The organism is Sphingomonas sp. SP1, from assembly GCF_058313395.1.
In genome coordinates, this window is the sequence record NZ_JBZFLC010000001.1 from 1,072,631 (window position 1) to 1,086,970 (window position 14,340).

The following is a 14,340-nucleotide window of genomic DNA, read 5'->3' on the forward strand; positions in this document are numbered from 1 at the left end:
CAAGGGTCAGGCGGTCAGCAGCCGGGCCAGGGCCGCGGCGATCTCGTCCTTCTTGTAGGGTTTGGGCAGCACCTCGACCTCGCGTCCGTCCCACTGCACGCCGCCCTCGGCATAGCCGGTGGCGAACAGGAACGGCACGCCGCGCCGGTTCAGTTCGTCAGCCACGGCAAAGCTGCGCTGGTCGTTGAGGTTCACGTCCAGGATTGCCGCATCCATTGCCGCACTGCCGGCCAGCTCCACCGCCTCGTCCAGGCGGAAGGCCGGACCCACCACCTGGCAGCCCAGCTCGTCGAGCATGTCCTCGACCGCAAAGGCGATCACCGCTTCGTCCTCCACCAGCAGGATGCGCTTGCCCGCCAGGCTCACTTCCCCATCTCCGGCAGGGGTGCGTCGACCGTGCAAACCAGGCCATTGGGCTGGAAGTCGATCCTGACCTCACCCCCCAATTCCGCCGCGAGTCCCCGCTCGATCATCCGGCTGCCGAAGCCGCGCCGGGTGGGTGGCGAGACCGGAGGACCGCCTCGCTCGCGCCACTCCAGCTTCAGCCGGGCGTCCTCGACCCGCCAGTGGATGTGCACCGAGCCGCCGTCGACGCTGAAGCTGCCGTATTTGGTCGCGTTGGTGGCAAGCTCGTGGATCGCCATCGCCAGGCTGACCCCCGTCTTGGGCGCGACCAGCAGGTCCGGCCCGACCAGCACCAGGCGGTCGTCGTCCGCCTTCACTGCGGTGATGGTGTCGCAGATGATCCGCTTGATCGGCGCCGCTTCCCACTTCTCACGGGTCAGCACGCCATGCGCCGCCGCCAGCGCGCCCAGCCGCCCTTCGAACGCCCGGACCATTTCGGCCGGCTCGCGTTCACCCTTGAAGCTTTGCTGCGCGACCGACTGAATGATCGCCAGCAGGTTCTTCGCCCGATGGGACAGTTCATCGATCAGCAGGCGCTGGTGCTGTTCCGCCTTCTTGCGCTCGGTAACGTCGCTGAACACGCAGATGGCAAGGTCGGACCCGGTCGGGCTGTCTTCCAGCATCCCCGAATCGATCTCGAGGAAGACGATGGTCCCGTCCGGCTTGCGATACCGCATCGGGAAGGCGGTCACGGTCTCGCCCGTCAGCACGGTACGCGCCAGCGGATATTCGCTCGCGCTCAGTGCTTGACCATCGTCGTGGATCCCGCCGTAGTGGTCGTAGTTTGCCGCATTGTCCGGCAGGATCCGGGCGCCCAAAATGTCTTCGGCGGCCTCGTTCTGAAACATGACCTCGCCGCCCGGCACGCGGGCCAGGACGACGCCTACCGGCATCTGTTCCAGCACCCCGCGCAGCATCGCCTCGCTGTTGCGCACCGTCTGTTCGGCTTCGCGCAGTTCGTCGATATCCACGACCGATCCGACATAGCCGAGGAATTTTCCGGAATCGTCGAACCGGGCTGCGGCCGCATCCAGCGCCCAGCGATAGGTTCCGTCCGCCCGCCGCAACCGGAACTCGACCGTGTAATCCTCCTCGCGTCCATTCGCGTCGAGGAACGCCTTTTCGGCAATCGGCCGGTCGTCCGGGTGGACGGCCTGGATCCAGCCCAGTCCCTCGCCAGCGCCGTCGCCCTGGCCGGTGAACTGATACCAGCGCTTGTTGAGATAGGTGCAATAGCCGGTCGGATCGGTGACCCACATCATCACGGGCGTATTGTCCGCCATGTTGCGGAAGCGCTCTTCGCTTTCCCGCAGCGCCAACTGGCCCGCCTTTTCCTCGGCGATGCTGCGGACTTCGATCACCGTCCCGACCGCTACCCCGTCCTGGTTCAGCAGCGGGCTCGCCGTGAAGGCGACCGGATAGAAATGCCCGTCCTTGTGAACGAACAATTCCTCGCCCTGCATGTTCGCCCGCTCCGGCAGGGCGCGGTCGATCGGGCATTCGTGCAGGGGATAAGGCCGGCCGTCCGGATATTTATTGTGGATGACGTCGTGCAGCGGCCGCGCCGACAATTCCTCGAAGCTGTAGCCCGTCAGCCGCTCGGCTGCCGCATTGGCGAACACGCAATGTTGCTGGTCGTCCATCAGGAAGACCGCCATGGTGGTGTTGTTCAGGATGGCGTCCAGCCGCAGCGACGTTTCGCGCGACAGCTGCTCGCTTTCGCGCAGGGCTTGCTCGGCCTTGCTTCTGCGCATGGACGCCCAGGCCCGCTCGGCGACTTCGCGCACCAATCCGCGCTCGTCCCGGCTCCACTTGTGCGGCTGCTCCGAAACTACGAAGAAATATCCGATCGGCGCGCCTTGCTTCACCAGCGGCAGGATCATGAAGGCCGCGGCGCTGACCTCGGTCAGCCGGTCGAACGACGCGCTGGTCCGCGCATCGCTTGCCGCGTCGTCGACGACCACGTCCCGGCCCAACCTGACCTCGGCGAAATGCGCTCCGAAATCGTCCGCGGGCAAGGGCTTGCCGACGAACGGCTGAGCCGCGCCGGCCTTCCAGATCGCGATGGGCAAGATCCGCTCGCCGCCGTCGACCAGTTCGGCGTAACCGGCTTCCATGCCGCCGAACTGTTCGGACACCAGGCGCGAAGCGATGCTGGCGACATCCTCGGGTCCGGTGGCCGCCCGCAACTGCTCGTCCAGTTCGAACCGCAGCTTGAATCGCTGCTCGGCCCTCACCTGCTGCGTGGTGTCGATCACGATCGCCAGCACCCCGGCCGGCGTCCCATCGTCCCCCGGCACCGGCGAATAATCCAGGTTCATCCAAACCCGTTCGGGCTGGCCCTGATTGCGGTGCAGCGTCAGTTCCTGGTTGCGGAACTGCAGGGTTCCCCCGGCCAGCCCGACCTTCATCACATGATCGTTGAAATCGGCGACCTCCGGCCAGCCTTCGCGCACCTTCGATCCCAACAGGGCCGGGTGGCGGCTGCCGGCAAAGACCGAATAGGCGTCGTTGTAGATCATGACCCCGTCCTCGCCCCACAGCATCACCATGGGCACGGGGGAGGCGAGCAATATGGAGGTGGCGGTCCGAAGGCTGGGGCACCATTGTTCGATCGGACCAAGCGTGGCCGACCAGTCGCGCTCGGCGATCAGCCGCCCGCACTCGCCCCCGTTTTCCAGAAACGCGTCACTGTCCCGAGTCGTTATATCGAGCATCACCGCGCGGCTAACCCGTAAAGGAACAGAAAAGAAGCGAACTTTTGGCCGAAGCTGTTAGGCGACGAGTCTCGCTGCCAGATGATCGAAGACCGACGGATGCATCGGGCGGTCGAATTCCAGCCCCGCCATCCATTCGTCGGCCCAACTGACCCGGGCCAACAGCATCCGAAGACTAGGCAAGGTGACCCAGATCGTCTGTCCGGGTTCCAGTCGTTCGAAGATATCGATCCTGCACCCATGGCAGGACAGGTCGCGCAGACGGGTCGCATGGGACAAGCCGGAAGGCCGGCGAAAGGTGACCTTTGCGGTCCCTTGGCGGCGGTCGCTGCGGCGGTGGTTGTCGTTCATGCCAAAGCAAACTCCGGACTGGCTGTGTCCCTGTTATGCCGCCGGACCACGACGCGGCAGCCGGTACCGGTTAACCATCCTGTTTTGGGACAGGTGACGCTGTCCGGCCATCCCGTTAGACTTGGCGCATGCCGCTCTACGCCATCGACGATGCCGCCCCGACCCTGGCCGACGGGGCCTGGGCCGCTCCATCCGCCGACCTCATCGGCGACGTTCGCCTCGGCGCCCGGGCCAGCGTCTGGTTCGGGGCGGTCATCCGGGCCGACAACACGCCGATTGTGCTGGGCGAGGAAAGCAACTTCCAGGACGGCGCGATCGGCCATTCCGACCCGGGCGCGCCCTTGACGATCGGGGCTAGGGTCACGGTCGGACATCAGGCGATCCTCCACGGCTGCACGGTGGGGCAGGGCAGCCTGATCGGCATGGGCGCGCGAATCCTCAACCATGCGGTCATACCCGCCGGCTGCATCGTCGGCGCTGGCGCCTTGGTGACGGAAGGCAAGACCTTCGATCCCGGAACCCTGATCGTCGGCAGCCCGGCCCGCGCCATCCGGCCGCTAACCGAAGCCGAACGGCAGATGCTTCTCGTTTCGGCCGCCCATTACGCCGACAAGGCGTGCAAATATGCGGCGGCGCTGATCCAAATCCCGCAGGCGTAGCAGGGTAAGCTTCGCTCCGAATCGCGGCGCTGGCGAACGCCGGGCTGGTGCTGGTGGACGCTCGTCAGGGCGCAAACACCCTTGCCCCGGCGCGGCGGAGCGGGCATGAGGCGCGCGCTTTGCAAGGCCGGCCCGGGCGCGGGGGCGCCCGTCGGGTTGCCGGCTATCGGAATAGGAAACTGATCGTTCTCGTGCTCCGCGCCCCGCGTCCGCTGCTTGCCACCCTGTTGCTGGCCTCCGCTTCCGCGGCGGGCGCGCAAAGCAATGTCGTAGCCCCGCCGCCGCCGCCGCGTGAAGGCACGGTCGGCCCCGAACAGCTGCGCGACTTCTCGCTCGGCGGCAACCGGGAACAGCCGGCGGAACAGGCGCCCGCCCAGCCCTCTACCCCGCCATCCACCGATCGTACCCCCGCCTCGGAAACCGCGGCGCTGCCTCGCTCCGCACCGGCCGAGCGTCCGGCTCCTTCCACCACTCAGCGGCCCGCGAGCCCGCCCGCGACCTCCGTCGCGTCTCCGGGTGGGGCCAGCGTCGTCCTTCCGCCCGCCACCGACGCCGCGGCATCGCCGGGATTCGACGCGGGGTCGGCAACACCTGCGCCGCCGCCGGTCGCAGTGCCCGCACCGACGCCCTTCGTCCCGGCCCCGCTTCCGACCGACGGCGCGACCGGCCTTCCCGCAGTCCTGCCCTGGCTACTGGCCTTGCTGGCGGTCGCGGCCGGGCTGTGGTTCCTTTATCGCCGCCGCTCCGCCCAACAGGCCGACCCCGGCCGTCTCGCGTTTGCCGGCGTTGCAGCCCAGGCCGATGACCTGCCGCCGCTGCCGACGCCTCAGCCGCGCCCGGCCCCGGCTATGGCCCCCCGGGCAGTGCCCGCGCCGGCGCCCAGCCCGCCGGTTTCCGTTCCCCAGCCAACTCCGGCACCGACTCCTGCGCCGTCCGGCGGGATCGTTTCGACCCGGCTGCGCGCCTGGCTCGACAATGAAATCACGACCCGGGCCGTGGTGCTGACGGATGACGAATTGCAGATCCACTTCGATCTGACGCTCACCAACAGCGGCAGCGTTCCGGCCCGCGACATCGCGATCGAGGCGCTGGTCCTGAACGCCGGCCCCGATCAGGAAAAGGAATTGGCGGCCTTTTACGCCCGGCCCGACGGCACCGCCTTCGCCGCCGAGGTCCTCTCGCCCCTCGGCCAGCTTCCGCTGCAGCCGACGGTGCGGATGGCGCGCTCGGCCTTTCGCGAATATGCGGTCGGTGGCGGCCAGGCGGTGGTTCCGATCCTGGCGCTCAACATCGGCTATCGGGCCGGCGGTGTGCATGGCCGCTCGTCCGCCGCATTCCTGGTCGGCCCGCCAGCCAGGGGCAGTGACAAGCTGGCGCCGTTCCGTACCGACGAGGGCCCCCGCACCTGGACGCCCGTTGCCATGCGCGGAATCGGGGAATTTACTCGCCGTTAGGGTGGCCATGGCCGCGTGCCTAACGCGCCGCTTACCGTCATTTGAAACCCAGGCTTCACGACCCGGCGATTAACGCCTTGCGTCGTGGACCAGGCACCGTCTTGCGCACGCCAGCAGCGGCAGAACCGTCATCCGGTATGCCTCGATGCCCGGCTGATCCGACAGGATGGCGAAACGCTCGACAGCGTTGTCAGCGACCTGTCGCTCGAAGGCTGCTGCGTCACCGGAAGTTTTCCGATCGGGGAGCGGGTCACCATCGAACTTGCCCGCATCGGCCACCTGACAGGCCAGATCCGCTGGTCGTTCGCCAACCGCTCGGGCGTTCGCTTCGCCCGCTAGGTCGCTAAAGCGCCTTCTCGAAGACCCGGTACACCTTGTTGATGTCGGCGCCCGGCAACTGGGCGATGCTCATCATCCCCTGGTTGTCGTCGAGCACCCATCCGAACTCGCCATGCGTCGCGCCATAGCGCTCGACCGAATGGATCCGCGATTGCTCGATCAGCATGAATGCCAGCTGCGCCGACAGCCGCGTTCCCTGCAGCCGTTTCGCCACTCCCATCAGCGGCACGCGCATCCGTTTGACCCGGGGCCTCCGCAGCCGCCACAACAGCCTGGCCCAGCCGAACGGAAACAGTCGCCCGTTAAGATCGCGGATCAGCTCGTTGATGTCGGGAATGGTGATCATGAACGCCGCCGGCTCGCCGTCCACCTCCGCCACATAAACCAGATCCTCGAAGATGATCGGCTTCAGCTTCTTGCCGGCGTAGGCGATCTCGGCCTCGGTCAACGGGACGAAGCCCCAATTGTCCGACCATGCATCGTTCAGCAGCCCCAGGATGATCTCCGCCTCCTCCCCGAAGCGGCTCTTGTCGACCGGCCGAATGCGGATCCGGCTGCTGCGCTTGCCCGCATCGATCAGCCGCTGGATCATCGGAATCATGGTGATCCGGATGTCCAGTTCATAGGTGTAAAGGTCCTTGGCCTTGGCGTAGCCAGCCGCTTCGACCCATTCGCGATATTCGCCCCGGTGATGCCCCATCATCGCCGTCGGCGGTTCGTCGAAGCCTTCCACCAGCAGCCCCGGCTGGTCCCAGATCGACAGGCTGACCGGGCCAAGCACGCGGGTCATGCCCTGCGCGCGGAGCCACTCCTCCGCCGTCGACAGCAACGCTGCGGCCGCTTGCTCGTCCAGCGCTTCCAGCATGCCCATCATGCCGGTGCCCGCCCCCATATGCTCCAGCACCAGCTGATCGACCTGGGCGCTGATCCGGCCCACCACCTGGCCGTCGCGCTCCGCCAGCCACAGCTTCGCGCGGGCATGTTGCCACCACGGATTCTTCGCCGGGTCGATCAGCCCCAGCTCCTCGTCCTTCAAGGGTGGCACCCAATGGGGATCGTCCCGGTACACCGCCCACAGGAAATCGACGAAGCGGCGGCGGTCGGCCTTGCTGGCGACCGGACGGATGACAAGGCTCATGGACGCGGGGCGTAGCAACCCCGCTTGCCCCCGCCTAGGGCTGCCGCAGCGCCGGCGCATGGCCGCCTGCGAACATCAGGTTGGTGATCGCCCACACCATGGCATCGGCCCGATCGGGCGATCCGCTGCCCACGAAGCCGCCCGGCGTCAGTGCGGTCAGCTCGTCCTCCAGCTCGGGAAAGAAACCGGCGAGGCAGGCCTTGCCGCTTTCGAATAGGGCCGCCACCGGCTCGGCCCGCGCACCCTTGCCTCGGGTCGCGTGGACCAATGTGAGGGGCAGCGTGGGGGCGACCGTTTCCAGCACGCTGCGAACCATGTTGCCGCCGTTATTGGCCTCCGCCACCACCCGGTCCGCCCGCCACTGGTCGAAGGCCGCCGCGACCCGCCCGGCCCAGCCGCTCGGCCCCTCGCCCCGGCAGCTTGCGTCGGCCAGCACCGCGGCCCGTCCGTCGCCCGTCATCCCGCACACCAGGATGCCGCACGCGTCGCCCTTCTCGCTCGCGGGTGGGTCGACCCCGATCACCACCCGCCGCAGGTCCAGCGTGCCACCAGCCACTCGGCAGCGGTCCAGCAGCTCGCGGGTCCACAGCGCGCCGTCGGCCTCGTCCAGCACCACGCCGTCCAGCTCCTGCCTCCCCAGGCGGGTGCCGCGATAGGCCGCCTCGATCGCCTCGCGGAAGCCGGCCGACAGGTCCAGATTGTCACGCGTGCGGCCGTTGCTCACCACCGTGCCGGGCTGGCCCTTGATCCGCTTCAGCAGCTTGGCGTGCCCCGGCGTCGTCGTCACCACCACCTGCTGGTGATCGCCCAGCCGCAGCCCCATCAGCAGATTGTCCCAGGTCGCGTCCGCCTCGCGCCATTTGCCTAGCTCGTCGCACCAGGCGACATGGTGCTGCGGCCCGCGCAGCCCATTCCCATGAGCGCCCGAGTAAGCCTGCGCCTCCGCACCCGACCGGAACCGAAGCAGGCCCTTGGAAACGAGCCATTCCGGTTCCTCTCCCGGCGGCGAGCAGGCGATGATCCCACTTTCGCCGCCGACCATGATCCGGTCGACTTCTTCGATGCTTGCTCCGACCAGCGCGATCCGCGCCCCTGGATTGCGCCGTGCCTCCTCCAGCACCCATTCCGCTCCCAGCCGGGTCTTGCCGAAGCCGCGTCCGGCCAGCACGAGCCACACCCGCCAGTCGCCAAGCGGCGGCCGCTGGTTGTCGCGCAGGTGGGCCGCCCATGCCCAGGCCAGCGCACGCTTGTCGGCCGGGCTGGTTTCCTTCCAGAAGCGCATCTGCCGCTCCGCCGGCTCGCGCGCCAGGCGCCGCAGCAGCGCGCGCGGATCGGCGGCGGTCATTTTCCTGCGTCCGGCGCAGGCAGGGCCGGGCGGGCTGCCGGCGCCGCATCTTCCATTTCCAACTTCATCCGCTTCAGCAGCTTCGCCAGCCGCTCGGTAGCGCCGGCCACGTCCGACCGTTGCGGATAAACGTCACCCGGTTCGCGACCGATCGTCTTGTCGTTGTGCTGCAGGACGCTCAGGATCAGCTTGGCGTCCATCCCGGCCAGGGTCGCCTCCGCGTTTTCATCCGGAACGATTGCCTGCAGGAACTCCAGGCTCCGCCGAACCAGCTCGGCTCGCAGGGTGGCATAGCCCTGCTCCTGCGCTGCCGCCCAGGCCGCCTTGAATTGGGGATCGCTGTTGCGCCGCATGTAGACGGTCGATCGGTCCACGCCCGCCAGTTCGCATGATTTCTTGATGTTGCACGTCCCCGCGAAGTGCCCGAGGAAAAGCTTCTGCTTGGCTTTTCCGAACGCGTCCTTTCGCTCCTTGCGCCGCTGTAGTGCACGCCCGTTCGTGCGCTTGATGTCCAGGTCTTCGCTCATTGCTCTCCCCAACAAAAAAGCCGCGGACCCGAAGATCCGCGGCTCGCTCCCACCGTTTGGCGGTTTACCGAAACAGCGTTACAATGTCAAGGTAAAACAAACCAAACAGGAACAAACTTGCCCTGACCCAAGTCGATAGGGCGGGTGGTCGGTCACCTTGCGTAAGCGCGGGCGAGGCCACTATCGGGCCGCTGTTCGACTCGGGCGAACACGGCGCCGGCCAACCAGGCGGCGAACGCGTGCATTGACATTGACCTGTCCGGGGCCGACCTTTCGCACGTGAGCCACGCGCCCTTCTTCCATCGGTTCTTGTACCGCTCGGGACAGCTCCTCGCGGGCTGCTAGCCCCAGGTTGCGCTTGGTAAAGCTTCAGCCTGGGGTCAGCGACGGATCGTCCCAGTCTTTCAAGCTGCCAGAATCGGATCACGCATCATGACAATCGACGCCCAGGGCCGCGCACCCGATCAGCCGCGCATCCATCTTTCCGAGGCCGACTACGACGTAATTGCGGGCCTCGCCCTCGCCATGCAGGGTCGCAATCCGGACCTTGCCCAGGCGATCATGGACGAGATCGAGCGAGCCGAGGTGCATCCCGCAGAACACCTTCCCGCCGACGTCGTCCGGATCGGGTCGGAGGTCGTGTTCCGCGACGATGCCACGGGGGCGGAACGGACCGTCCAACTGGTGCTGCCGGCTGCCGCCGATATCGAGGAAGGGCGCGTTTCCGTCATGACCTCGGTTGGGGCGGGATTGATCGGCATGCCGGTGGGCGGCCGGATCGACTGGCCTTATCCGGATGGCCGGCCGCGCTCGCTCACCATCCTTGCCGTCCGGCAGCGCTGACGCACGGTGTCGGTGACGCCTTGCATCTCCCCCATGTGAGTTCACGCCGTCCATGCTAGAGACCGTCCATGTTCGCTAAAGACATCGCCTCCGCGCCGGCCATCGGCATCGACCTGGGCACGGCCAACACGATCGTGGTCGCGGCCGGAACCGGCGTGGTCTTCGACCAGCCGTCGGTCTGCTGTTTTCAGGGCTTTGACGCCGTGCCGCGGTTCGTGGCCGCCGGCCAGGAAGCCAGCAGCTATGTCGGCCGCGTCGCCAAGCCGCTGAAGATCGTACGCCCGCTCCGCAACGGCGTGCTCAGCGACATGCGGGCGACCCGCGAACTGCTTCATTTCGTACGCGATACCATTACGCTTCGCCGCCGCTTTGGCCGGATCCGCCCGACCATCGGCATCCCGGCGGACGCAACCCACAGCGAACGGCGGGCGCTCGAAACGGCGGCCCTCGACGCGGGCTTCGGGGCGCCCCGGCTGGTTCCCGAACCTTTGCTCGCCGCCATCGGCCTCGGGATCGATGTCGACGAAGCCCGCGGCCGCATGGTCGTCGACTGCGGTGCGGGCACGACCGAGGTGGCGGTGATCTCATTGGGTTCGATCTGCCTCAGCAAGTCGGTCCGGGGCGGGGGCGACGCGCTCGATCAGGCGCTGACCGACCACCTGATGTTCCATCATCGTTTCCAGATCGGCGAAAAGGAGGCCGAGCAGTTCAAGCTGCGGCTCTCGACCCTGCTGGCGACCGGCCGGCTGGACGAGCTCGTCCCGGTGCGCGGTTTGGACACGGCCTCGGGTTTGCCGCGAACCCTGTCGCTCCCGGCCGAGGAATTTCGGCCGGTCTGGATCAGGCAGGTGGAACTGATCGGCCGCGCCGTTCGCGACGCCCTTGGACAAACGCCGCCGGAACTGTCCGAGGACATCTTGGAAGACGGCATCACGCTCACCGGCGGCGGCGCGCTTAGCGCGCTGTTGTCGGAGCACATCGCGGCCGAAACGGGGGTTGCAACCCATGTTGCCGATCAACCGCGGCAATGCGTGGCCGAAGGGCTGAAGCGCTTGCTGCAATAGCTGGGCGGTCGTCCTTTTGCCCAAGCGCGAACCGACCATGCACTCGGCCGGCTGGCGGCGATCATTTGCGGGTCTGCTTTAACCGGTTGCGTGCTTCGCCGGGGTTCGCCATCCTGCCAGCACGGCCCATGCCGGCGGCTGCGCCCGCACTCCGCCCTCTTCCCCGGGAACAAGGCTTTCGATGACCCTCAAACTCGCGTTCACCTGTGTCCTTCTTGCCAGCGCGGCTCCGGTTCTGGCGCAGGATGTGCCGCCCCCGCCGGTTTCCCCGGCCGATGCCGCGTCCGCCCATGCGCCGCCGGCCACCTCCCCGCGCGAGGAAGGCGCCAACGCCGAGGCGCCGAAGTGGAACGTGGAATCGCCGCGCGGCCTGACCTTGCGCCGGGTGCCGATCGCCACGGACGAGGGGACGTGGATGAACGTCGACGTCTCTCCCGACGGACGCCGGATCGCGTTCGACATGCTCGGCGACATCTATGTCATGTCGATCGTCGGTGGGACACCGACCCGGATCGCTGCCGGGCTGGCCTATGAACAGCAGCCGCGCTGGTCGCCCGACGGTACCCGGATCGCGTTTGTTTCCGACCGGGGCGGCGGCGACAATATCTGGGTGATGAATGCCGACGGCTCGAACGCGAAGCAGCTGACCAAGGAAGACTTCCGCCTCCTGAACCAGCCGAGCTGGAGCCCGGACGGCCGCTACATCGTCGCGAAGAAGCATTTCACCACCACTCGCTCGCTCGGCACCGGTGAGGTGTGGCTCTACCATGTGGATGGCGGCACCGGCGTCCAGCTGGTCAAGCGGGTCGACGAGAAATTCCAGAAGGAGCTTGGCGAACCGACCTTCGCGCCGGACGGCAAGCACATCTACTTTACGCGCAACATCACGCCCGGCGGCGTCTTTCAATATGCGCAGGACAGCAACCGCGCGCTGTTCGCGATCGAGCGTTACGAACTGGAAACGGGCGAAACCCACCGGGTGACGGGCGGCAATGGCGGCGCGGTCCGCCCCAACCCGTCCCCCGATGGCAAGTTCCTCGCCTTCGTCCGCCGCGAACGCGCCAAATCCAAGCTGTTTGTCCGCGATCTCGCCAGCGGCAACGAACGCAAGCTGCTCGACCTGCCGGATCAGGACATGCAGGAAACCTGGGCCGTCACCGGCGTCTATCCGAACATGGACTGGACCGCCGACAGCCGGGAGGTCGTGCTGTGGAGCGGCGGCAAGATTCGCCGGGTGCCGGTGAACGGCGGCGCTGCGCGGGACATCGGTTTCCAGGTGTCCGACGACCGGGTCGTCGCGACCTCGCTCCACCCGCAGGTGTCGGTTGCGCCCGACAGTTTCGAAACGCGCATGGTGCGCTGGGCCAAGGCTTCGCCAGACGGCAGCCGGATCGTCTTCGAAAGCCTCGGCAAGCTATGGGTGAAGCCCGCGGCCGGCGGTGCGCCGCGGCGGCTCACCCGGGGCGACGATCGGGCCTTCGAAGGCTGGCCAAGCTGGTCGCGCGACGGTCGCTCGATCGCCTTTGTCAGCTGGACCGATCGCACGCTCGGCCGCATCATGACGGTGGGCGCCGGCGGGGGCAGGGCCCGCGTCGTCACCACCGAACCCGGCCATTACGCCGCGCCCAGCTTCTCCCCCGACGGTCGGCTGATCGCCTTCGAGGCCGGGTCCGGGGGCGGGCTCACTGCCGACAAGTGGAACCGCGATTCCGGCAGCTATGTGGTCCCGGCCAGCGGCGGCAAGCCGCGGCTCGTCGAGCGGGGCACGGCGACGCCGCAATTCGGGGCGTCCAGCGACCGCCTGTTCATGACCCTGCGAGCCGACGACAAGCTGCAGCTGATCAGCACCGATCTGTCGGGTGAGGCTCGCCGGGTCCATGCCTCCGGTGACCTCGCCAGCGACTTCGAAGTCGCGCCGGACGGTCAGTCGGTCGCTTTTCGGCAGAATTACGAGGCCTTCCTCATGCCCCTCCTGCCCGGCGCGCAGGACGTGGCGGCGGCAACGGAAAAAGGCGCGCTTCCCGCCGTCCGCTTGAGCCAGGGGGGCGGCGACTTCATGCACTTCTCGGGCGGTGGCCGGCGGGTGCACTGGAGCATCGGCCCGACGCTCTTCACCGCCGACACGGGCGCGATTTTCGGCGGCTCGTACACGATTCCGACCAGCGGCATCGGCCTGTCGCGGACGGTCGCGGCCGCCAAGCCGACCGGCCGCGTCGCGCTGGTCGGGGGCCGAGTCATCACCATGCGCGGCGTCGACGGCGGGATCGTCGAAGACGGCGTGGTCCTGGTGCGCGGCGACCGGATCGAGGCTGTCGGCCGCCGCGGCGAGCTCGCCGTCCCGGCCGGCGTTCCGACGGTCGATGTCACCGGCAAGACGATCGTCCCCGGCTTCATCGACGCCCATGCCCACGGACCGATGGGGGAGGGCGGTTTCACGCCTCAGCAGAACTGGTCGGCGATGGCCAACCTCGCGCTCGGCACCACCACCATTCACGACCCATCGAACAGCGCTACCGAGATTTTCGCCGCCGCCGAGATGCAGCGCGCCGGGCTCATCCTCGCGCCCCGCATCTTCTCCACCGGGGAAATCATCTACGGCGCCAGGGCCGCCGGCGCCTTCGCCGAGATCGGCAAGTTCGAGGACGCGCTGGCCCATGTCCGCCGCCTGAAGGCGCAGGGGGCAATGAGCGTCAAGAACTACAACCAGCCCCGCCGCGAACAGCGCCAGATGGTCGTCGCCGCCGCCCAGGCCGAAAACATGCTGGTGGTGCCGGAGGGCGGCTCCTTGTTCAACATGGACATGAGCCTCATCCAGGACGGCAACGCCACGGTCGAACACAACGTGCCGGGCAGCGTCTTCTATGGCGACGTGCTGCAGCTGTGGTCGCAGACGAAGGTCAACTACACGCCGACCCTGGTCGTGGCCTATGGCGGTCCCGGCGCCGACCCCTATTGGCGCGCCCGCATGAACCTGTGGGAACACCCGCTATTGAAGGCGCACGTCCCGCCCGGAACGCTCGCCGCCGGCAGCGCCCGCCGCGAAATCGCGCCCGAGGAGGATTACGCCGACACCTGGGCCGCGCGCGAGGCGCGCAAGCTCGCCGATCGCGGCATCCAGGTGAACATCGGTGCCCACGGCCAGCAGGACGGCATCGGCGCCCATTGGGAGATGTGGAGCTTCGCCAAGGGCGGCTGGACCCCGCTCCAGGCCCTCCAGGCGGCGACCGTCATGCCCGCCAGGACGCTCGGCATGGACCGCGACCTCGGCACTCTGGAGGCGGGCAAGCTTGCCGACCTCGTCATCCTCGACGCCGATCCGCTCGCCAACATCCGCAACACCGACAAGGTGCGCCAGGTCATGCTCGGCGGGCGGCTCTACGATGCGGCGACCCTCAACGAGCAGGTGACCGGCAACCGACAGCGCCAGCCCTATTGGTGGGAAGACAGCGACGATCCCGCGGCCGGCCGCAGGAGCACCCCAGCCCACGCCCACTGACG

12 protein-coding genes are annotated in these 14,340 nt (G+C 67.8%); 6 read left to right on the forward strand and 6 right to left on the reverse strand.

Annotation, left to right across the window (positions count from 1 at the left end; genetic code table 11):
• Positions 1-6 precede the first annotated feature (6 nt).
• The 3 genes from AC4GYS_RS05500 to AC4GYS_RS05510 are packed head-to-tail and all read right to left on the reverse strand — an operon-like array spanning position 7 to position 3,473.
• Entirely contained in the window at positions 7-366 is a 360-nt protein-coding gene (locus tag AC4GYS_RS05500) for a response regulator (protein ID WP_491108085.1), read from the reverse strand.
• Complete coding sequence (locus AC4GYS_RS05505; protein ID WP_491108087.1) at positions 363-3,122, reverse strand: PAS domain S-box protein; 2,760 nt, start codon at positions 3,120-3,122, stop codon at positions 363-365. The genes AC4GYS_RS05500 and AC4GYS_RS05505 overlap by 4 nt, the downstream gene beginning before the upstream one ends.
• 57 nt (positions 3,123-3,179) lie before the next feature.
• Positions 3,180-3,473, reverse strand: coding sequence for a PilZ domain-containing protein (locus AC4GYS_RS05510; RefSeq protein ID WP_491108088.1), 294 nt, complete (start codon positions 3,471-3,473; stop codon positions 3,180-3,182).
• Positions 3,474-3,601: 128 nt separating this feature from the next.
• Between AC4GYS_RS05510 and AC4GYS_RS05515 the strand changes: the two genes are divergently transcribed.
• The 3 genes from AC4GYS_RS05515 to AC4GYS_RS05525 all read left to right on the forward strand — a co-directional run bounded on the left by AC4GYS_RS05515 (position 3,602) and on the right by AC4GYS_RS05525 (position 5,925).
• Positions 3,602-4,132: a gamma carbonic anhydrase family protein gene (locus tag AC4GYS_RS05515; RefSeq protein WP_491108089.1), complete on the forward strand. Its 531-nt coding sequence runs from the start codon at positions 3,602-3,604 to the stop codon at positions 4,130-4,132.
• Between the two features lie 191 nt (positions 4,133-4,323).
• The gene (locus AC4GYS_RS05520) at positions 4,324-5,586 is read left to right on the forward strand and encodes a hypothetical protein (RefSeq protein WP_491108090.1); all 1,263 of its coding nucleotides are present in this window, start codon (positions 4,324-4,326) and stop codon (positions 5,584-5,586) included.
• 84 nt (positions 5,587-5,670) lie between these two features.
• On the forward strand, positions 5,671-5,925 hold the full coding sequence (locus AC4GYS_RS05525) for a PilZ domain-containing protein (protein WP_491108091.1): 255 nt from the start codon (positions 5,671-5,673) through the stop codon (positions 5,923-5,925).
• A 4-nt stretch (positions 5,926-5,929) separates the two neighbouring features.
• Here AC4GYS_RS05525 and AC4GYS_RS05530 read toward each other — a convergent pair whose 3' ends face one another.
• The 3 genes from AC4GYS_RS05530 to AC4GYS_RS05540 are packed head-to-tail and all read right to left on the reverse strand — an operon-like array spanning position 5,930 to position 8,935.
• Positions 5,930-7,063 carry an N-acetyltransferase gene (locus AC4GYS_RS05530; protein ID WP_491108092.1) on the reverse strand — a complete coding sequence of 378 codons (1,134 nt, stop codon included), beginning with the start codon at positions 7,061-7,063 and terminating at the stop codon, positions 5,930-5,932.
• A gap of 34 nt (positions 7,064-7,097) precedes the next feature.
• A complete protein-coding gene (locus AC4GYS_RS05535) occupies positions 7,098-8,408 on the reverse strand; it encodes a DNA-packaging protein (RefSeq protein ID WP_491108093.1) in 1,311 nt (436 codons plus the stop codon).
• Complete coding sequence (locus AC4GYS_RS05540; RefSeq protein ID WP_491108094.1) at positions 8,405-8,935, reverse strand: hypothetical protein; 531 nt, start codon at positions 8,933-8,935, stop codon at positions 8,405-8,407. The genes AC4GYS_RS05535 and AC4GYS_RS05540 overlap by 4 nt, the downstream gene beginning before the upstream one ends.
• Before the next feature lie 432 nt (positions 8,936-9,367).
• Here AC4GYS_RS05540 and rnk point away from each other — a divergent pair, with 432 nt between their 5' ends.
• From rnk to AC4GYS_RS05555, 3 genes are all read left to right on the forward strand, one after another.
• Positions 9,368-9,778: a nucleoside diphosphate kinase regulator gene (rnk, locus tag AC4GYS_RS05545; RefSeq protein WP_491108095.1), complete on the forward strand. Its 411-nt coding sequence runs from the start codon at positions 9,368-9,370 to the stop codon at positions 9,776-9,778.
• Positions 9,779-9,846: 68 nt separating this feature from the next.
• Positions 9,847-10,842: a rod shape-determining protein gene (locus AC4GYS_RS05550; RefSeq protein ID WP_491108096.1), complete on the forward strand. Its 996-nt coding sequence runs from the start codon at positions 9,847-9,849 to the stop codon at positions 10,840-10,842.
• A gap of 181 nt (positions 10,843-11,023) precedes the next feature.
• Entirely contained in the window at positions 11,024-14,338 is a 3,315-nt protein-coding gene (locus tag AC4GYS_RS05555; protein ID WP_491108097.1) for an amidohydrolase family protein, read from the forward strand.
• Positions 14,339-14,340: the final 2 nt, after the last annotated feature.